The sequence below is a fragment of the Actinomadura terrae genome, from assembly GCF_022751215.1.
GTDB lineage: Bacteria > Actinomycetota > Actinomycetes > Streptosporangiales > Streptosporangiaceae > Spirillospora > Spirillospora terrae.
Map to the genome: position 1 here is coordinate 360,446 of NZ_JAICDG010000001.1, position 20,039 is coordinate 380,484.

The window sequence follows — 20,039 nt, forward strand, 5'->3', positions numbered from 1 at the left end:
GAAGCTTGCCTTGTACCGGCGCGTAGGTTCGCCGGATCGGCGGACGCCTCGGCGAACGGTCCGTGACTCGCGATGAGCGGATGGTGACGGGTGCCGGGCGGACGCGACCGTTCCGACCGCTGTCCAGCCGGGGCGGCGTCTGCGATGCTACGCGGAAGATCAGGAGCGTGAGGAGGCGGAATGGGCGGATTCTTCGCCGGACGGACGCTGGCGGACCTCGGCGCGGCGCTGCGTGCGGGCACCGAGTCGGCGGCGGGGCTGCTGGAGCGGGCGCTGGAGTCGGTCGACCCGTCCCTCAACGCCTTCGTGACCCTCGATCCGGACGGCGCGGCGGTGGCGGCGCGGCAGGCCGACGAGGAGCTCGGGTCCGGTGCCGACCGCGGTCCGCTGCACGGCGTCCCCGTCGCGGTGAAGGACATCATCGACGTCGCGGGCCTGCCCACCGGCATGGGCTCGGCGCACTTCGCCGGGAACGTGGCCGAGCACGACGCCGCCGTGGTGACGCGGCTGCGCACCGCCGGCGCGGTGATCGTCGGCAAGACCGGGACGCACGAGTTCGCCTACGGCGGCACCGGCGACGTGTCGGCGGACGGCCCGTGCCGCAACCCGCGGGACCCGGCGCGGATGTCGGGCGGCTCGTCCAGCGGCAGCGCGGTCGCGGTCGCGGCGGGGACGGTCCCGCTGGCGATCGGCACCGACACGGGCGGGTCGGTGCGCATCCCCGCGGCGTTCTGCGGGATCACCGGGTTCAAGCCGCGGTTCGGCGCGATCCCGACCGGCGGCGTGTTCCCGCTGTCGCCGTCGTTCGACCATGTGGGCGTGCTCGCGGGCGGCCCGGCCGACTGCCGCACCGCCTACCGCGTGCTCGCCGACCTGCCGTCCGAGTCGCGGCAAGGGCGGAGCGGAAGCGTCGCCTGGATCGAGCCGCACGAGGTCGACCCGGACGTGGAGCGCGTCGTGGCGGGGACGGTCCGCGCGGTGTTCCCGGACGTCGCGTCCGAGAAGGTGGATCTGAAGGAGCTGCGCCGGGTCTTCGCGGCGATCCAGGACAGCGAGGCCTACGAGGTCCACGCCGAGCGGGTCGCCGCCGCGCCGGAGCTGTTCCAGCGCCCGACGCTGGAGCGGCTGGAGCGCGCCGGGAGAACGCCCGGGTGGCGGTACGTCCGGGCGGAGCGCGAGCGCGCGGAGTTCCGCCGCGAGGTCGACGCGCTGCTCGGACGGCATGACCTGCTCGTCCTGCCGACGATGGCGATCACCGCGCCGCCGATCGGGACGACCGAGAGCGACGGCCTCGGCCCGCTGACGCCGCTGCTGATCAGCCTCACCTGCGCGTGGAACGTGCTCGGGCTCCCGGCGATCAGCGTCCCCGCCGGGACCGTGGACGGCCTCCCGGTGGCCGCGCAGCTCGTCACCCGGCCGGGCGCGGAGGACCTGCTCTTCGAGGCCGCCGAGCGGCTTCGATCAGCGCCTCTGTGACGAGCCAGATGGGGACGCCTGTCCGTTCGGCGGCGCGCACGGCCTGACGTGCCGCCTCGGATGGGCGCTCCGCGATGACCGACGCGGCGGCGCGGAGCGCGGCGAGGCGCTCCTCGACGGTGGCGAGCGCGCCTCCGGCCCGCTCGATGGCGGCGTCGACGACGGCGTCCGCCAGCGGCGTGTGGGTGCGCAGGGCGCGGCGGACGGCCGCGCGCCCTCCCTCGTGCAGCAGGTCGGCGGGGTCGCGGCCGGACGGAAGCGCGACCAGGTCCACCGGTCCGGCGACGCGCGCGAGCGTCTCCCAGGCCCGGACGGCGCCGGACCGTCCCGCCGGGTCGCCGTCCAGCGCGACCAGCACGCCGGTCGCGGCGAGGTCGGCGACGCCGCCGAGCGCGCCGAGCTGCGCGCCGGTGAGCGACAGCCCGCAGGTCGCCACGGCCGCGTGCCTCGGGTCCCCGGCGACGGCGACGGCGATCGCGTCGAGCGGCCCCTCGACCAGGACGGGACGCGCCCCCGCCGCGAACCGGTCGCGCGCCTCGTGCAGGCCGTAGAGCAGCTCGGACTTGTGGAAGAGCGCGGTGGCCGGTCCGTTGAGGTACTTCGGGCCCTCGGCGCCGTCGCGGCGGCGGCCGAGGAACCCGGCGATCGCGCCGTCGGCCGTCCGGATGGCGAACATCAGCCGGTCGCGGAAGGTGTCGTGGAGGCCATCGTCGTCAGAGCGCTCACCGGCGGGCTTCGCCAGGCCGGACGCGACGATCTGCTCGTCGTCGTGGCCGAGCCCGCGCAGGTGGTCGGTGAGGGCCCGGGGGCCGGGCGGGGCGTGGCCGAGCTGCCAGCGCCGCTGCACGCCGAGGGGGAAACCGCGTCCCGCGAGGTAGGCGGGCACCCAGCTTTCGGGGCGCCGCGCCTGGAAGAACCGGTGCGCCGCGTCCATGATCCCGACGGACGGCGCCTGCCCGCACGCGGCCGAGTAGAGGCGCCTGGCGAGCCGCAGGATGCGGTCCCCGGCGTCCGGCCCGGCCCAGAAGGCGTTGACCGGGAAGACGGGCGGACGCGGCTCCAGCCCGAGCCACGCCCGCACCAGAAAACCGACCGAATCCGCCTCCACCACATGCAAATGGCGGACATGCTCGGACCAATCCCAGGACGGCGAGGCGTCACGCGACCCGGCACGCAGTGGTAACCCGGTCGTTTGCGCGACGTCGAACACCGCGCGCACCCCGCCGGACGGCCCGAACACGCGAATCCCGGTCTCGCCGCGCCGGACCTGACGCCCGGCCGCCTGCCACTCCTCGTACGAGCGGACGTCGATCGCCGCCCGCCACTGCGCCGCGATCAGCAGCGTGTTGGTGTACCCGAACCGGCGGCCGTGCAGGACGGCGCGCTCCAGCCACCACGTCCACGGGCGGGTCCCGTCGCGCAGCCGCGCGGTCTCCCGCGAGGCGATGCCCCGCAGCACGCGCTGTTCCTCGTCCAACCCCGAGAGCACGGCAGGGCCTCCTCACTCGCAGCGGGAAGCCGAACGGGGTTATACCCACATATGACCTCGGCTAGAGGTAGAGGCCGAAGAACTCCTCGGGGTGGTCCAGCAGCGGCGGCAGGTCCTCGGCGGTGAGCGTGATCAACTCCTTCTTGGACGGCGTCCGCGGCGGCTTGTCGCCCTTCTTCGCCGCCCGCCTGGCGGTGACGGCGGCGGAGGCGACCCGGTCGGCCTGGTTCGCGACCGCGACGTCCAGCATGTTGCGCATCAGGCGGCCGTTGCCGAAGGACGGGCCGCGCGGCGCCCGGCGCAGCATCGAGCGCAGCACCTCGTGCGTGCCGTCGGCGAGGCGGAAGCCGTCGGCGGCGGCGAGCTGCTCGAACACCGTCAGCAGCTGGTCGTCGGTGTAGTCGGGGAAGTGCAGCTGCTTGGGGAAGCGCGAGTCCAGCCCCGGGTTGGCGGCGAGGAACTCGGCCATCTCCTGCTGGTATCCGGCGACGATGACGACGAGGTCCTCGCGGTGGTCCTCCATCAGTTTGACCAGTTCGGCGATGGCCTCGTGGCCGTAGTCGCCCTTCAGCGGCGACTGCGTCAGCGTGTACGCCTCGTCGATGAACAGCACGCCGCCGATCGCGCGCTCCACCAGCCGCCGGGTGCGCGGCGCGGTCTGCCCGATGTACTCCCCGACCAGGTGCGCGCGGGACGCCTCGACGAGGTGCCCCGACGAGAGCACGCCGAGCCGCCGGTAGATGCGGCCGAGCAGCCGCGCCACCATCGTCTTGCCGGTGCCGGGGTTGCCGGTGAACACCATGTGCCGGGTCGGCGGCGTGATCCGCAGCCCGGACTCGCCGCGCAGCCGCGCCGCGTGCGTGCCCGCGACCAGCAGCGCGATCTCGTGCTTGACGGTCTCCAGGCCGGTGAGGTCGCGCAGCTCGGCGAGCGGGTTGCCGATGGACTGCGCGGTGTCGAGCGTCTCGGGGACGTCCTGCTTGCGGACGACCAGCTCCGCGCCCTCGGCCGTCCGCGCCTTGACGGCGGCGACGACCTGGTCGGCGAGGTGCGGCGCGAGGCGCGCGTTGCGGAGCGTCTGGGTCGGCGGGGTCGCCTCCAGCAGCGCGCCCGCCGCCTCGATCGCGTGCCGCGTCGCGCGGACGCCGTGCCTGTCCAGCGCGCGGCGGAACAGCTCGGCGTGCCCGGCCGCGTCGAACGGCCGGGTCCGCGCGATCCGGAACCGCTGCGGCAGGACGGGGTTGATCTCGCGGATGCGCTCGTCGCCGCCGGTGTCGCACAGCGCGACGACCTGGAGGTCGGGGTGGACGGCCAGCAACCGGTGCAGCTCGGCGGCGAGCGCCTCGCCGTTGCCGGGGTCGGCGACGACGCCGTCCAGCCCCTCGATGATCAGCAGCCGGTCGCCGGCGCAGTCGCGGGCGTCGGCGTGCAGCTTGGCGACCGCGTCCGAGAGCCGCTGCCCGGAGAACAGGTTGTCGGTGACCCACAGCGGGTCGCGGCTGAGCGCGAGCGCCTTGCCGAGCTCCTGCGCCGCGTCCCGCTTGCCGGTGCCGTCGGGGCCGGCGAGCAGCAGCCGGACGGGCTCCTTGCCGCGGGTCAGCTCGTCCAGCGCCGCCGTCACCTCCGGCTGCCCGACCAGCGACGTCGCCAGCTCGGGACGCGCCGCCGGGGCGGCGACCGCCGTGCCGGAGGTCACCCGCAGCCCTTCGATCAGCGGGTTCACGACGTGGCGGCGCGGCGCGTACAGCCGCCGCAGGTCGGTCTGGAACTGCCCGACGGGAATCCACTCGGCCTTCGGGAACCACGGGTCGCCCGGCAGGCCCTGCACGATCGCGACGAACCGCATCGCCATGTCGAGCCAGGCCCGGCACGCGTCCGCCGCGCCCGACACCAGCGCGCGGACCAGCCACGCCCGCGTCTGCTCCTGCCACGCGCCCGCCTTGAACCCGCGCCGCTCGCCGCTGAACCGCTGCTGCAACTCGCGGTAGCGGTCCTCGCCGAGCGCGACCGCCAGCTCCGCCGGGACGTGCTCCAGGCTGCCCTGGAGCAGCAGCTGGATCAGGTGCGACTCGACGGACTCCTCGCGCGGCGCGACGTTCGTCAGGTGCTCGTAGGCGGCGAGCAGCCCGGCGCACACCCACTCCAGGTAGCCGACCGGGCCGAGCAGCTCGGGGATGGACGCGATCGCCGCGTCGTCGGCGTGCGCGTGCCAGTGCTCGCGCAGCTCCATCTTCGGCAGGTTCACATCGCACGCGGGCGGGTCGTCGTAGAGCCGCAGCAGCGCGCGGCGCCGCTCGTCCAGCGGCTCGATGCCCTCCAGGACGCCGAGGCACTCGCGGGCCAGCTCGATCGCCAGCTCCCGGTCGGGCGCCTCGACCAGCCAGTCGACCGGTGGCCGCCACCGGCCGCCCGGCGCGTCCCAGCGGGTCATGCGGGTGCTGAGCGGGCCGGGGTTGACCAGGTGCCGGTTCAGCAGCCGCTCGGGGAGCTGCGACCACGAGCCCGCCTTGATCGCGCCGCCGCCGGGCAGGAACGCCAGGATGCCGAAGATCTCCGCGGTGACCAGCGAGGCGGGCAGCGTCAGCAGCTTGTGCTCGTCGGTGGTGAGGTCGACGGCGCGCGGGTCGGCGGCCAGCGCGTCGATCCGCGCGGCGATCTCCTCGAACAGCCCGTCCGGGACCCGCCACGGGCCGTAGGCGTAGACGTCGAGCACCGGCTCGTCGGTGAGCAGTAGCTCCAGATGCTCCGGCAGCCGCAACGCATTCTCCCCAAGAGTGATCAAAGCAGAGGTACAGCCTACGTTTCCGTAGGGGGTGCTGGTTTAGCGGTCAGGTGCGGCACGGGTATTGGGACGAGCACGTTTCCACGACGCACCAGGCGGCGTCAGTGACGGGTATCACACGTCGCACCGAAACCTTTTCGGCGCCGCGTGTGCGGCGCGGGTGCGGCGCGCGTTCACGGGGTGCGGCGCAGCGACTCGACGGCGAGCCGCGCGGCGGTGCCGATCACCGCGTCCGCCTGCGGCAGGACGGCGTTGGGCAGCAGCGAGCGGGTGAAGACGGCGACGGCGTACCGGCCGCCGTCGGGGTACTCCACGACGCCGACCTCGTTGCGGATCGTCGGGAGCGTCCCGGTCTTGCCGCTGACCACGACGTCGTCGAACGGGAACCCCGACGACAGCCGGTGCGGCCAGACCTGGAGGCCGAACAGCCGCCGCATCGCCGCGCACTCGGCGGCGGGGGCGGCCTCGTCCCGCCAGACGGCGCCGAGCAGCCGGGTCATCTCGCGCGGGGTGCTGCGGCTGGTCAGGACGGGGTCGAGGGCGCGCAGCCGGTCGAGCACGCCGGGCTCGTCGAGCCGCGCCCACACCTCGCCGAAGCTGTCGGCCTCCGCGTCGGCGAGCAGCGTCTCGAACAGGTCCCGCCCGCTGCCCTCGACGCGCGTGCGGGGGAGGCCGAGTTCGGCCGCGGTGGCGTTGACCGCGTCCAGCCCGACCCGCTCCAGCAGCACGTCCGCGGACGCGTTGTCGCTGACGGTGATCATGAGGCAGGCGAGGTCGCGCAGCGACACCCGCACCTCGTCGAGCAGCGCCGACAGCCCGGTCGGCCCGGCGGTGCGGTCCTGCGGGCGCAGCGTGAGCTGCTCGGTCGGGTCGAGCACGCCGCCGGCGACCTGCCGGTAGAACGCGACGAGCAGCGGCACCTTGAACACCGACGCGAGGACGACCGGCGCGTCGGCGCGGAGCCCGACCTCCCGTCCGGTGTCGATGTCGGTCGCGTGCAGGTACCCGGTCACGCCCGCGTCGCGGAACGCCGCCTCGATCCCGCTCGTCCCGGTCGTGTTCCGTCCGGTGGTCTTCCGTCCGGCGGTGCTCCGCCCGGCCCGTCCGGCCTGTTCTGGCGCGCTCATGCCAGGAACCCCGACGACGGGCGCGGGACGACGCGGCGGGCGGGCGCGCGGTCCAGCGGCGTCATGCCCGCCTCGCGGCGCAGCACGGCGGTCGCGACGGCGGCGAAGTCGGCGACGCCGTCGGGCGGGTCGGGGGTGCGCCACGCGCACGAGGTGCGCAGCGACAGCGGCTCGCCCGCGAGCGGCCGCCAGACGACGCCGGGCGTCGGCCCGTCGGCGGGGCGCGGGACGAGCGCCACCGCCGTCCCGGCGAGGACGAGCCCGACCGCGAACTGCGGGTGCCGGGCCTCGTGGACGGCGGGCGGCGCGTACCCGTGCCTGCGGCAGGCCGCCAGCAGCTCGTCGTAGCTGCCGGGCGCCTCCTCGCGCGGGAACGTGACGAGATCGTGGGCGTCGAGGTCGGCCAGGCGCACCTCGCCGGCGGGGGCGGCGCCGTCCGGGAGCAGGACGCCGAGGGGCTGGCCCAGCATCGGCCCGAACTCCAGGTCGCGCGCGGCGCACGGGTGCCGGAGCACGCCCGCGTCCAGCGCGCCCTCGGCGAGCGCGCGGACCTGCTCGGCCGTGCCCGTCTCGCGCAGGTCGAGCCGCAGGTCGGGGCGGCGCTCCCGGAACGCGGCGATCAGCGCGGCGACGATCGGGCCGCCGAGGTCGCTCGGCAGCCCGGCCCGCACCGCGCGGGCCTCGCCGAGCCGCGCCCGCTCGGCGACGGAGTAGACGCGGTCCACGCGGGCGAGGATGTCACGCGCCTCGTCCAGCAGCAGGGCGCCGGGGGCGGTCAGCTCCACCTTCCGGCTGGAGCGGTCGAACAGCCGCACGCCGAGCTCCTTCTCCAGGCGCTGGATCCGCTGGCTCAGCGGCGGCTGGGCCATGCCGAGCCGTTCCGCCGCGCGGCCGAAGTGCAGTTCCTCGGCGACCACGACGAAGCACCGCAGATGCCCCACCAGGTTCACGGAAGAGGACGATATCAAAGTCCATATGGCTGCGAGAGCGATATCAATCTTGGACTTTTCGCTGGTCGGATGGTGTCCTATGGCGGCGGTGTCAACGGGGGCGCCGTGGACGGAGGGGGAGGCCGATGACGCGCCGATCGCGTTGGGGGCTCGTCGCGGCGGTCGCGGCGGTGGCCGTGTTCGCGGGGGCGGGCGCGGTGTGGTTCCTGCGGGACGGGGAGGGCCCGCGCGGCACCGTGGAACGCTACCTCGCCGCCTGGAGCAGGGGCGACCTCGCCGCGATGCGGACGCTGACCGACGGCCCGCCCGCCGACTTCGAGCAGCGGTTCGCGCGGATGCGCGACGACCTCGGCGTCTCGCGGCAGCGGTACACGGTCGCGTCGGTCGGACGTCCCAAGGACGGGAGGGCCGGTTCGTCCTACGGCGCCGACCTGACCCTCGCCGGGTCCCGGACGTGGACGTACTCCGGGCAGCTTCCGCTGGTCGAGCGCGGCGGGAAGTGGCGCGTCCGCTGGTCGCCGGAGGTCGTGTACCCGACGCTGAAGGAAGGGCAGCGGCTCCGCGCCGCCCGGACCTGGCCGACGCGGGCGGGCATCTCGGCGGCGGACGGCAGCGATCTCGGCGGCTCGCCGTCGGGATCGGTGCAGCAGCTCGTCGGGCCGCTCGGCGCCGCGTCCGCCGAGGCCGCCAGGAAGCTCGGCGCCCCGTACCGGGCGGGCGACACGATCGGCGCCGAGGGCCTTCAGAAGCAGTACGAGCGGCGCCTCGCCGGGACGCCCGCGCTCGCCGTGCAGATCGTCGGCGCGGACGGCACGCCGGTGAAGACGCTCCAGCGGTTCGGCGGCACCGACGGGAAGCCGCTGCGGACGACGCTCGACCCCGCGACGCAGAAGGCGGCGGGGGAGGCGCTGGCGAGTGCCGCCAAGCCCGCCTCGCTGGTCGCGCTCCGCCCGTCCACGGGCGAGGTCCTCGCGGTCGCGAACAAGCCGGGCGGCTACAACCGGGCGCTGATGGGCCGTTACCCGCCCGGCTCGACCTTCAAGATCGTCACGGCGGCGGCGCTGGTCGCCGGGGGCATGGACGCGCGGACGCCGGTCCCGTGCCCGGCCACCACGTCCGTCGGCGGCCGCTCGTTCCACAACTACCACCACGAGGACTTCGGGACGGTCCCGCTCCGCGAGGCGTTCGCGCACTCGTGCAACACCACGTTCGCGCGCCTCGCCGTCGACAAGCTCGGCGTGAAGCGGGTGACGCAGCTCGCGGCCCAGTTCGGGTTCAACGCGCCGATCGTCGGCGGGCTGCCCGCCGTCCGCGCCGCGTTCCCCGCGCCCAAGGACGACACGGCCTTCGCCGCCGCCTCGTTCGGGCAGGGCGAGGTGCTGACCAGCCCGCTCAACATGGCGAGCATCGCGGCCGCCGCCGCGAACGGCACCTGGCGCTCGCCGCGCCTGGTGGACGCCTCGCTCGCCGGCAAGGCCGCCGACGCCGGGAGCCGCCGTCCCGAGCCGCCGCACCCGCTGGAGCCCGCGGTGAAGGCCGCCCTGCACTCGCTGATGCCCGCCGTCGTCAGCGAGGGCACCGCGTCCGGCGTGGACTTCCCGTCAGGGACGGCGGGCAAGACCGGCACGGCCGAGTTCGGAGAGGGCAGGAACCCGCCGACCCACGCGTGGTTCGTCGGCTACCGGGGCGACCTGGCGTTCGCGGTGATCGTCGAGGGCGGCGGCACCGGCGCCGAAGCCGCCGCCCCCATCGCCGCCGCGTTCTTGAAGGGGGCCCGTGGTCAAGGCAGGCGCTAGAGCCAGTCGCGCCGCTTGAAGACCAGGTACAGGCCGACGCTGCACACGATGATGACGATGGTGCTGACCACGAACCCGTCGTGCTGGGAGAAGCCGGGATAGGGGACGTTCTGCCCGTAGAAGCCGGTCACGGCGGTCGGGACCGCGATGATCGCCGCCCAGCTCGTGACCTTCTTCATCACCTCGTTCATCCGGTTGCCCTGGAGCGCCAGCCGCGTGTCGATGAGGTTCGCGACCAGGTCGCGCAGCCCGTCGGTCGACTCGGCGACGCGCAGCGTGTGGTCGTAGACGTCCTGGAAGTAGGGCACCAGCGCGGGCGGGACGAGCCGCAGGTCACGGCGCAGCAGCGTGTTGACGACCTCGCGCATCGGCAGCGCCACCCGCCGCAGCGCGACGAGGTTCTTGCGCAGCTGGTAGCTGCGCAGCTGCATCTCCTTGACCGGGAAGCTCTCGTCGAACACGAGCTCCTCGACCTCGTCGCCCGCGTCGTCCAGCGCCGTCGCCGCGGCCAGCTGGAGGTCGACGATCATGTCGAGCAGCCCGTAGAGCAGGTACGCGGCGCCGGTCCCGGCGAGGTCGCCGCCGAGCCCCTCGTCCCAGCGGCGGATCAGCGCGTCGATGTCGATGCCCGGGTCCTGCCGGATGGTCACGAGCGCCCGCTCGGACAGGAACGCCGACACCTCGTACAGGACGAGGTCGCCGTCCTTCACCTCCGGGATGTAGGCGTTGAGGAACGCATACCCCTGGTACCGGTCGAACTTGGCGCGCTCGTGCCGGGACACCGCGTCCTCCACCGCGACGTGGTCGAGCCCCAGCTCCTCGCTGATCACCCGCAGGTCCTCGTGGCGCGGCGCGCACAGGTCGAGCCAGACGACGACGTCCGGCCGCTCCAGGTAGTCGCTCACTTCGGCGACCGGGAACCCCTCCGCCTCGACCCTCCCGTCCAGCCAGGCTCTGGTGCGCGGCGGCGCGCCGCCGATGCGGTTGCCGGGGTGCGCGACATCGGTCTCGGACGGATGGGATCCCATGGGCCCCTCTATACCCCACCATCGCTTTCGACTCAGCGGGCGGTGCGCGCGGGTGGAGCGGTGGAGCCGCGCACGACCAGCTGGCCGCGCAGGACGCGGCGGGCCGGGCGGCCGCCGTCCAGCAGCTCCAGCAGCGCCTCCATGCCCCGCGCGCCCAGGTCCTCGGCGGGGAGCCGGACGGTGGTCAGCTCCGGCTCCAGCGCCGTCGCCAGCAGCACGTCGTCGAACCCGGTGACCGACAGGTCGGACGGGACGTCCAGGCCGAGCGCCCGCGCCGCCTTGTAGGCGCCCGCGGCGAGCAGGTCGTCGTCGCAGACGAGCGCGGTCGGCCGGTCGGGGTGGGCGAGCAGCCGCGCGGCGGCCTCGCGGGCGGCGCCGACCTCGATCGCGCACGCGGCCCGGGTCAGGGTTCCGCCGGCGCGCGCGGTCACGGCGGCGAGCGCGTCGGCGCGGGCGCGGAACGTCCACTGGTCGACGGCCGCCGCGACGTGCCCGATCCGGCGGTGGCCGAGCGCGACGAGGTGCGCGGCGAGCGAGCGCATCCCGTCCGCGACGCCGAACCCGACCGTCGGCACCGGGCCGGACGGGTCGCTGTCGAGCATCACGGCGGGCGTCCCTCGGAACTCCGCGAGCGCCTCGACCTCCATCGAGGACGCGAGGATGCCGTCGATCGCCTCGCGCGGCGCCGCGAACGGGCTCCCGGCGGGGCGCGCCGCGTCGTCCGGCCACACGTAGGCGACGACGCCGAAGCCGTGCCGCGCCGCGACCCGCACCGCGCCGGTGTGGACGGGCCCGAAGAACGGGGCGGTGAGCGTCGGCACCATGAGCAGGACGGTGCGGGTGGTGCCGAGGCGCAGGTTCCGCGCCGCCTGGTTCGGCCGGTAGCCGAGCCGCTCGGCGGCCTCCCGCACGCTCGCCGCCGTCGCGGGGGAGATACGGCCCGACCATTTCCCGCCCAGCACCAGCGAGACCGTGGACTGCGAGACCCCGGCCTCGTGCGCCACGTCCTTGCTGGTGGGACGGCTGGTCGCGGGCACCTGCGCCTCCCTGTGCGATCACCTGACGGCCGTCGCGGTCACCTGACGGTCACGGAACTTCCCCAGAGTAGGGCCGGGATGTCGGGTGGTACGTATGATTGCCCCGAGTACTACGTATGACCTGAACGACCTCACCCACCCCGGGGGCCGGATGCGCGCCTACGTCGAGTTCCTGCGCCGCCCCCACGCGGGCCGGCTCCTCGGCGGCACCCTGCTCGGCCGCCTGCCGAACGGCATGGGCATGCTCGCGGTCGTCCTGCACGTCCGCGCGGACGGCGGCGGCTACCCCCTCGCGGGCACGCTCGCCGCGCTGCTCGGGCTCGCGATGGCGGCGGGGCAGCCCGTCCTCGGCCGCGCGATGGACCGGCTCGGCCAGACCCGCGTGCTGCTCCCGGCCGCCGTCGCGTCCGCCGCCGGGTTCGCGGCCTTCGCGGCGGTCGGCGCCGCGCCGCTCCCGCTGGCGGTCGCGGCGGTGTCCGTCGCCGGTTTCGCGACCCCGCCACTGGAGGCCGGGCTGCGCGCGCTCTGGCCGGACGTCCTGGACGGCCCCGAGCAGGTCGACGCCGCCTACGCGCTCGACGCCGCCGCGCAGGAGATCCTGTTCACCGCCGGGCCGCTGATCGTGGTCGCGGCGGCGGCGGTCGACACCGAGGCCGCGCTGCTGCTGACCGGGCTGCTCGGCGTCGCCGGGACGCTGGCGGTCGCGCTGTCCGGGCCGTCCCGGCGGTGGCGGGGCGCGCCGCGCGCCGCCGACTGGGCCGGGCCGCTGCGCTCGCCGGGGCTGCGCGTCCTGCTGACGTCGCTCGCGTGCGCCGGGATCGCGCTCGGCGTGTACGCGGTCGCGGTCGTCGCCTACGCCGAGCGGCTCGACTCGGGCGTCGCGTCCGGGCTGCTGCTGGCCTGCATGGCGGCGGGCGCGCTGGTCGGCGGCCTCGGCTACGGCGCCCGCCGCTGGCTCGGCGAGCCGCACCGGCGGCTGCCCTGGCTGATGGCCGCGCTCGCCGCAGGATACGTCCCGCTCGTCCTCGCGCCGGGCCTCGCGGCGATGGCGGCGCTCGCGTTCGCCAGCGGCGTGTTCCTCGCGCCCACGCTCGCGTGCAGCTTCACGCTCGTGGACCGGCTCGCCCCCAGCGGCACCGTCACCGAGGCGTTCGCGTGGGTGGTCGCGGCGGTCGGCGCGGGCAGCTCGCTCGGCTCGGCCGTCGCCGGACTCGGCGAGGACCTCGCGGGCGTCCCCGGCGCGTTCGCGGGCGCGGGCGGCGGCGGCGCGCTGGCCCTCGCGATCTGCCTGGCGGGCGGGCGGACGCTCCGCCCCGTCCAGGACACCCCGGACTGGCGCCCCGACCAGGCCGAGGAAGCCGCCTAGCAGGCGTTCGAGGACATCAGACCCAGGTGCCGAACCAGATCCGGGCGTGCCAGTCGTCGTAGGGGAGCGTCTGCGCGGCGAGGATCGGATAGAAGTAGGCGAAGTTCGCCAGCACCACCAGCAGGAACGCGCCCGCCGCGGCGGCGCCGATGACGCGGCGCAGGCTCGCCGGGGGGTGCTGGACGCGGGTCGCGGTCGCTCCGGAGGCTTCCGGGACGTCGTCCAGCGCGTAGCCGAACCTGTCGGCGTCGGCCGGATCCGCGCGGGGGACGGACGCGGCGTGCGCGCCCATCACCGTCGACGCCGGGCCGATCAGATAGCCCAGCACCAGCACCACGGCGAGGACCATGAACGGGATCATCGGCGTCGCGTAGAACAGGAACATCGTGCGGTCGGCGAACGCCGACGGGAACCAGGTCAGCCAGCCCGCGAGGAAGCCCAGCACGATCGCGCCCGCGCGCCAGTCGCGCAGGATCAGCCACAGCAGCAGGACGCCGACGAGGGCGGCCAGCGCGCCCCACCACAGCGCGGGCGTGCCGATGCCGAGGATCTCCCGGGAGCAGCGGGCGGCGCCGCAGCCGGTCTTGGGCTCGTTGTAGAAGAACGCGACCGGGCGGCGCAGGATCGGCCAGTCCCACGGCCAGGACTGGTAGGGGTGCGAGGCGTCCAGGCCGGTGTGGAAGTGCAGCATCTCCTTGTGGTAGCGCCACAGGTCGGGCATCGCCTCGAACGGCCGCCACAGCGGGTTGCCCGCCACCTCGCCGCGTCCCCAGCCGCCCGGCTTGAAGATCCACCCCCACCAGGACGCCAGGTAGGTCACCACCGCGACGACGACGAGCTGGACGAACGCGGGCCCGGCCTCCAGCAGCACGGTCCCGGCGAACGGCTGCCGGACGGCGGCGGCGCGGCGGGCGCCGTAGTCCCACAGCACGACCATCAGGCCGAACGCGGCGATGTAGAAGACGCCCGTCCACTTGGTGGCGCAGGCGAGGCCGAGGCAGACCCCGGCCGCCCAGCGCCACCCGTGCAGGAGGAACGGCCCGTAGGGGGAGGGGTCACCGGCCTCGATCCGCTCCGCCAGCTGGCGGCGGGAGCGGTCGCGGTCGTTCACCAGGCAGGCGAACCCGGCGAGGATCCAGAACATCACGAAGATGTCGAGCAGCGCGGCCCGGCTCGTGACGAACTGGAGGCCGTCCAGCGCCAGCAGCAGCCCGGCGGCGCAGCCGAGCAGCGTCGAGCCGGTCATCCGCCGCGCGAGACGGCACAGGATCAGCACCGACAGCGTCCCGACCAGCGCCGGGACGAACCGCCACCCGAACGGCGTCGCGCCGAACAGCCACTCGCCGATCGCGATCATCCACTTGCCCGCCGGCGGGTGCGCGACGAAGGACGGCCCGTCCCCCCAGATGTCGGCGTGCTTGTCGGCGATGAGCATCTTGTCGGCGTTGTCGACCGTGTTGTGCTCCCAGCCGAACTTCCACAGCGCCAGCGCGTCCTTGGCGTAGTAGGTCTCGTCGAAGACCACCGCGTGCGGCGACCCCAGCCGGTAGAAGCGCAGGAAGCCCGCGAGCGCCGTGACCAGCAGCGGCCCGGCCCAGCCGAGCAGCGCGCTCCCGGGTATCGCGGGGGCGAGCCACTCCCGGGGGGTGGGGGTCCGCCGCCGGAGTGCGCCCAGCGGGGCGGCTACCAGTTCCGTCGTCGCCATCCTGCAATCGTACGGGCGGTCTCCGGCGGCATCAGGCGATCTCCACCGCGCCGGACGAACCGCCCGCCCGGGCGGGGGCCGGGGGACCGGTGCCGATAAGACGGGCGGGGCCCGCGGGACCGGTCCGATGGGACAATGGCGGCGTGATGGGGACCTTGCTGCTGGGGGCGGCGCCGATCGGGCGGCCCGAGGACGCGTCGGAGCGGCTCCGGGCGGCGCTGGCGGGCACCCCCGTGATCGCCGCCGAGGACACCCGGCGGCTGCGGCGGCTCGCGGGCGACCTCGGCGTCGAGCTGTCGGCGCGGGTCGTGTCCTACTACGACCAGAACGAGCGGGCCCGCGCCGAGGAACTGCTGGCCGAGCTGCTGGCCGGACGCGACGTCCTGGTGATCACCGACGCGGGGATGCCGGGCGTGTCGGACCCGGGGTACCGGCTCGTGCGCGCGGCGGTGGCGGAGGGGGTGCCGGTGTCGGTGCTGCCGGGGCCGTCCGCCGTGACGACCGCGCTGGTCGTCTCCGGCCTGCCCACCGACCGGTTCTGCTTCGAGGGGTTCCCGCCGCGCAAGCGGGGGGAGCGGGCCCGGCGCCTGGACGCCCTCGCCCGGGAGCCGCGCACGATGGTGTTCTTCGAGGCGCCGCACCGGCTGGAGGAGACCCTCGCCGCGATGGCGGACGCGTTCGGCGCGGACCGTCCGGCGGCGGTCTGCCGGGAGCTGACCAAGACCTACGAGGAGGTCCGCCGGGGCCCGCTCGGCGATCTCGCGGACTGGGCGCGGGACGGCGTGCGCGGCGAGATCACGGTGGTGGTCGGCGGCGCGCCCGAGCCCGAGGGGCTGTCGGAACCGGCCGACCTGGCCGCCGCCGTGGCCGTCCGGGAGGACGCGGGAACCCCGCGCAAGCAGGCGATCCTGGAGATCGCCAAGGAGAACGGCGTGCCCAAGCGGGTCGTCTACGACGCCGTCGTCCAGGCCAGGGGATAGGTCGGTCACGCTCCGTAGTCGCGCTGGGCGTGAGGCCAGGAAACACGCACCTTATCGACACCCCCTCCCGAGTGGTCCAACCACCAGATCCGGGGAATAACTGGTCGGGCCACCTGTTCGGGGTGAATAGGGGATGAAGCGCAATGGGATCGACGCGCTGCGCGACGCCTGCGCACCCGGCGTCACAAGGGGATGAGGGCCATGCATGACACATGGTCAGGCCACGAGATGTGGGTCTATGAATGTCTGGCCTGCATGACGACCTGGGACGAGCAGTTCGAGGTCCGTCACTACGACGACGGGCACGGCGGCGAGGCCGCGGTCTACGAGCGGGGCGGCCAGCGCTGTACGACGCCCTGGACCGACCACGTCTGCCCCAACTGCCAGAGCCAGAACATCAAAGTATTCTCCAAGCCGCTCGGCAGGCACGCCGAGGTGCCGAAGGCCCGCGCCAACGGCGACGTGGCGATGGTCTTCCACCTCCGCCGGTTGCACGCCTGGTAGAACGCTCCAGCCGTCCGGACGCCCCTCTCGCCGGGGCGTCCGCTCCGTCGGCGCGCCCCGCGACCCGGTATCAGGTCGCGGGGGCGGGCGTGGCGTCCCCGTCGTCCTGTGCGGGGCTCTCGTCCGCGGTCACGTCCGCGGTCACGTCCTCGGCCGCCGGGTCCGAGGTCACCGCGCCGCTCTCCGTGCCGCCGTCCGTACCGCCGTCCGTACCGCCGTCCGGGCGGCCGATCCGGCGGACGCGGCGCGCCAGCGTGCCGAAGCCCGCCCTGGCGTCCAGGGAGAACGTCATCCCGGCGGCGAGCGCGGCCAGCGGGACGGCGGGCAGCACGTACCGGTAGTCGAACTCGGCGGTGGCGGCGGGCGCGAGCAGCAGCCCGACCCCGAGCGTCCACGGCAGGAACGCCATGCCGCCGAACCGCCGCCACAGCGGGACCATCCCGGCGAGCCCGACCGCAAGGATGGCGGCGAGCATCGTCCCGCGCAGGAAGACGTGATCCTGGTAGCCCCGGATCAACCCGGCGAACGGTTCGACGACGCGGGTGCGGGCGTTGCCGCGCTCGTAGGCACTGGCCTCCTGCGCGGCGGTCATGCCGGAGCCCATCTGCCATTCGGGCAGCGGCCTGCTGCTCGCCTTGCGGAACTCGTACTGGTTGTAGGTGGCCTCGTCGGGGAAGACGGTGCGCTCCCAGCGGAACACCTTGAGGAAGTCGTGCGCGACGACCCGCGCGTAGTCGACGGGCTGCGCGAGGATCGCCCGCTTGGAGAAGTCGTTGGTCAGCTTGTTGTTCTCGGGACTGAACCGCTCGCCGGTGTAGCGGTTGAGGGGCGATCCCTTGTTCCAGATGCCGTCCTGGGAGTTCGGCAGCCGGTTCACCTGCTCGGTGCACAGCGCGTACTCCTCGACCGGCAGGTCGTGGATCTTGTGGCAGTCGGCGAACTTGTAGACCCGCGAGTACAGGAAGATGCCGTTGCTCTCGGTGATCGCGAACTTGCCGGTCTCGGCCTTGTACCAGCCCATGTAGGCGATGACGGGCAGCACGCACGCGACGAGCGTCACGGCGATGAGCCGCCAGCCGCTGCGCCGCACCAGCATGTAGGCGAGCACGCCGAGCAGCACCGGCATGCCGACCGACCGGGTCAGCCACGCGAGCGCGATGATGAGCCCCACCGAGGCCGCGATCTTCCAGGTCGGGCGGTCGCGCCAGAGCAGCAGCGTCACCGCGCACATCACCAGGAAGGTGAACATCGTGTCGGACAGGACGAGCTCTTCGAGCTGGATCTGGTAGCCGTCCAGCAGCACCGGCACGGTGGCGAGCGCGGCGCCCCAGCCGGGCAGCCGGAACCTGCGGCGCAGCAGCACGTAGATCATCGCGCCCATCGCGAGACCTATCAGGTGCTGGACGAGCACGACGAGCGCGAAGCTGTGGAACGGCTTCAGCGCGATCAGCAGGAACGAGTAGCCGTCCGGACGCAGCGGGTGCGGGTACGGCCGCATCGCGACGTGCAGGTAGTCGAAGGTGTCGTTGAAGTACATCGCGGGCTGGTAGCCGATCATCGCGACCAGCCGCAGCAGCGCCGCTGTGGTGATGATCACAGCGAACGCGGGGTGTCGCCGTACCGTCGCCCACAGTTTCGCCCACAGTTCGGCGGCGCGGCCCTGGCGGCCCTCGTCCTCCCGCGCGGACGGATCGTCCGCGGCGGACGGCTCCCCGTCCCCGCCCTTCGCGTCCGTGTCTTTTTCGAGGTCAGTGCCCGTTCCGGGAGCCGATTCAACCTCGGTCGCGGAATTGGTGACCGTCGCCGTGCGGCCGGGCGTGTCGCCGGACGCGGCGTCCCCTGCCGCCTCGTCGAGCGCGGCCTGGTCCGGCGCGCCCCCGTCGAGTACGGTGCCGTGCGGCGATTCCCCCGCCACTACCGCACCTCCCCTTCGATGCCTGATGTTCCACCTGGTGGCAGTGCGTTTCCCGCGAGCGTCACAGCCGACCCAACCTTTCCGGGCCGCTGTGCCCGTATGCTTGACGTCCTAGCCTGCCGCCCGCGACCGTGGCCGAGGATGGTTTTTCGGTTGCAAGTGAGCAACACGATACGGGCGCTCTTGTGGGGAGTGCCCGGCATCCTCCGTTCCCGGCAGGCATCATGAACCGATTGAGCCGCTCGGCGGAATACAGATGAGATTCATGGTAAACACCGCAGACGGTCACCAGGGGTAACGAAGGAGATCGCGTGGAACTCTCCGTAGTGATGCCATGCCTGAACGAGGCGGAAACGGTCGAGACCTGCGTCCGCAAGACGATCCGCTTCTTTGAGGAAAGCGGCATCGACGGCGAGGTGGTCATCGCCGACAACGGCAGCACCGACGGCAGCCAGCAGCTCGCCCGCGACGCCGGCGCCCGGGTCGTGCCGGTGATCGACAAGGGGTACGGCAACGCGCTGATGGGCGGCATCCGCGCCGCGCGCGGCCGCTACGTCGCGATGGGCGACGCCGACGACTCCTACGACTTCGCCACCCTCGGCCCGTTCGTGGACGAGCTGCGCGACGGCGCCGACCTCGTCATGGGCAACCGGTTCAAGGGCGGCATCGCGCCCGGCGCCATGCCGCCGCTGCACCGCTACCTCGGCAACCCGGTGCTGAGCTTCGTCGGCCGGCTGTTCTTCCGCAGCAAGATCGGCGACTTCCACTGCGGGCTGCGGGCCTTCAACAAGGAGTCGATCCTGCGGCTCGGCCTCCAGACCGGCGGCATGGAGTTCGCGAGTGAGATGGTCGTCAAGGCCACCCTCCAGAAGTACGACATCCGCGAGGTCCCGACCACGCTGTCGCCGGACGGACGTACCCGCGCCCCGCACCTCAACACCTGGCGGGACGGCTGGCGCCACCTGCGCTTCCTCATGCTCTACAGCCCGCGCTGGCTGTTCCTCATCCCCGGCCTCGTGTTCATGACGCTCGGGCTGCTCGCGGGGATCGCGCTCTCGACCGGCCCGGTCACCGTCGGCGACATCGCCTTCGACGTCGACACGCTGGTCGGCGCGTCCGCCGCGCTGGTGATCGGCTTCCAGGCGGTGCTGTTCGCGCTGCTCACCAAGGTCTACGCGATGCAGGAGGGGTTCCTCCCGCACGACCGGCGGGTCCAGAAGATCATCGACTGGTGGAGCCTGGAGCGCGGGCTGCTGCTCGGCGGGCTGCTCGCGGTCGCCGGCCTCGGCGGCCTGGTCGCCTCGCTGCTGCACTGGCGCGTCAACAGCTTCGGCGAACTCGACCCCCGGCACTCGCTGCGCATCGTCGTCCCGGCCGCGACCGCGCTGGTGATGAGCCTCCAGGCCATCTTCGCCTCGCTGTTCGTCAGCATCCTCGGCATCCGCCGCCGCCAGCACCCGCCGCTGGTCGACCCGACCGAGGAGGCCGCCGGCGTCGTCGACGCGGCCGCCGCGAAGGTCGCGGGCGAGCGCAGGGCCGTCGAGGGCGGCCTCACCAGGGCCGACGCCGCCCAGTCCGACGACGATTCGGCCGCCGGGGGCGGCGAGTCCACCGGCACCGCGTCCGCGGAGGAGGGCGAGTCCGTCGAGACGGGCGGCAAGGCCGAGGGCTGAGCCGGTTCCCCGGGCCGCTCCCCGGGGCTTCCCCGGGCGGTCTCGCGCCGCCTCGCGGGCCGGGGCGGTGACCGGTACCGGAAACCGAGAACTCCCTGAACGTTTCCGGGTCGCCGGTGATGCCCCGTTCCCGCTGTGACAGGCTTGCACGGCGATGGATCTTCCTTCCCTGACCGTCCGCCGTCACCGCGCCGGACCTCACCGCGGCGGA

At 74.0% G+C, this 20,039-nt stretch carries 14 protein-coding genes; 6 read left to right on the forward strand and 8 right to left on the reverse strand.

The annotated features are described in order from the left end of the window. Positions 1-180: 180 nt before the first annotated feature. Positions 181-1,476, forward strand: a complete 1,296-nt coding sequence (locus tag K2F47_RS01595; RefSeq protein ID WP_242900852.1) for an amidase — start codon at positions 181-183, stop codon at positions 1,474-1,476. Here the strand turns inward: K2F47_RS01595 and K2F47_RS41200 are convergent. The 4 genes from K2F47_RS41200 to K2F47_RS01615 all read right to left on the reverse strand — a co-directional run bounded on the left by K2F47_RS41200 (position 1,409) and on the right by K2F47_RS01615 (position 7,824). Then, positions 1,409-2,965 (reverse strand): toprim domain-containing protein, encoded by a 1,557-nt coding sequence (locus K2F47_RS41200; protein ID WP_242900853.1) that lies wholly within the window; start codon positions 2,963-2,965, stop codon positions 1,409-1,411. The genes K2F47_RS01595 and K2F47_RS41200 overlap by 68 nt on opposite strands. Before the next feature lie 61 nt (positions 2,966-3,026). Next, a complete protein-coding gene (locus tag K2F47_RS01605; RefSeq protein WP_242900854.1) occupies positions 3,027-5,723 on the reverse strand; it encodes an AAA family ATPase in 2,697 nt (898 codons plus the stop codon). 197 nt (positions 5,724-5,920) lie between these two features. After that, positions 5,921-6,874, reverse strand: coding sequence for a serine hydrolase (locus tag K2F47_RS01610; RefSeq protein ID WP_242900855.1), 954 nt, complete (start codon positions 6,872-6,874; stop codon positions 5,921-5,923). Next, on the reverse strand, positions 6,871-7,824 hold the full coding sequence (locus K2F47_RS01615) for a LysR family transcriptional regulator (protein WP_242900856.1): 954 nt from the start codon (positions 7,822-7,824) through the stop codon (positions 6,871-6,873). The genes K2F47_RS01610 and K2F47_RS01615 overlap by 4 nt, the downstream gene beginning before the upstream one ends. Positions 7,825-7,949: 125 nt before the next feature. Between K2F47_RS01615 and K2F47_RS01620 the strand changes: the two genes are divergently transcribed. Beyond that, positions 7,950-9,620: a penicillin-binding transpeptidase domain-containing protein gene (locus K2F47_RS01620; protein ID WP_242900857.1), complete on the forward strand. Its 1,671-nt coding sequence runs from the start codon at positions 7,950-7,952 to the stop codon at positions 9,618-9,620. Here the strand turns inward: K2F47_RS01620 and K2F47_RS01625 are convergent. Then, positions 9,617-10,648, reverse strand: a complete 1,032-nt coding sequence (locus K2F47_RS01625) for a magnesium transporter CorA family protein (protein ID WP_242900858.1) — start codon at positions 10,646-10,648, stop codon at positions 9,617-9,619. The genes K2F47_RS01620 and K2F47_RS01625 overlap by 4 nt on opposite strands. A 32-nt stretch (positions 10,649-10,680) precedes the next feature. Beyond that, positions 10,681-11,685 carry a LacI family DNA-binding transcriptional regulator gene (locus K2F47_RS01630; protein ID WP_242900859.1) on the reverse strand — a complete coding sequence of 335 codons (1,005 nt, stop codon included), beginning with the start codon at positions 11,683-11,685 and terminating at the stop codon, positions 10,681-10,683. A 94-nt stretch (positions 11,686-11,779) separates the two neighbouring features. Between K2F47_RS01630 and K2F47_RS01635 the strand changes: the two genes are divergently transcribed. Continuing rightward, positions 11,780-13,051, forward strand: coding sequence for an MFS transporter (locus tag K2F47_RS01635; protein ID WP_242900860.1), 1,272 nt, complete (start codon positions 11,780-11,782; stop codon positions 13,049-13,051). A 16-nt stretch (positions 13,052-13,067) separates the two neighbouring features. On the opposite strand, the gene K2F47_RS01640 is transcribed toward K2F47_RS01635, so the two are convergent. After that, on the reverse strand, positions 13,068-14,756 hold the full coding sequence (locus K2F47_RS01640; protein ID WP_242900861.1) for a dolichyl-phosphate-mannose--protein mannosyltransferase: 1,689 nt from the start codon (positions 14,754-14,756) through the stop codon (positions 13,068-13,070). A 146-nt stretch (positions 14,757-14,902) separates the two neighbouring features. Between K2F47_RS01640 and rsmI the strand changes: the two genes are divergently transcribed. Beyond that, positions 14,903-15,736, forward strand: a complete 834-nt coding sequence (rsmI, locus tag K2F47_RS01645) for a 16S rRNA (cytidine(1402)-2'-O)-methyltransferase (protein ID WP_242902526.1) — start codon at positions 14,903-14,905, stop codon at positions 15,734-15,736. Positions 15,737-15,937: 201 nt separating this feature from the next. Further along, positions 15,938-16,240 (forward strand): hypothetical protein, encoded by a 303-nt coding sequence (locus K2F47_RS01650; RefSeq protein ID WP_242900862.1) that lies wholly within the window; start codon positions 15,938-15,940, stop codon positions 16,238-16,240. 70 nt (positions 16,241-16,310) lie between these two features. On the opposite strand, the gene K2F47_RS01655 is transcribed toward K2F47_RS01650, so the two are convergent. Beyond that, positions 16,311-18,155 (reverse strand): glycosyltransferase family protein, encoded by a 1,845-nt coding sequence (locus tag K2F47_RS01655; protein WP_242900863.1) that lies wholly within the window; start codon positions 18,153-18,155, stop codon positions 16,311-16,313. A 311-nt stretch (positions 18,156-18,466) separates the two neighbouring features. Between K2F47_RS01655 and K2F47_RS01660 the strand changes: the two genes are divergently transcribed. Continuing rightward, complete coding sequence (locus K2F47_RS01660) at positions 18,467-19,828, forward strand: glycosyltransferase family 2 protein (RefSeq protein ID WP_242900864.1); 1,362 nt, start codon at positions 18,467-18,469, stop codon at positions 19,826-19,828. Positions 19,829-20,039 lie beyond the last annotated feature (211 nt).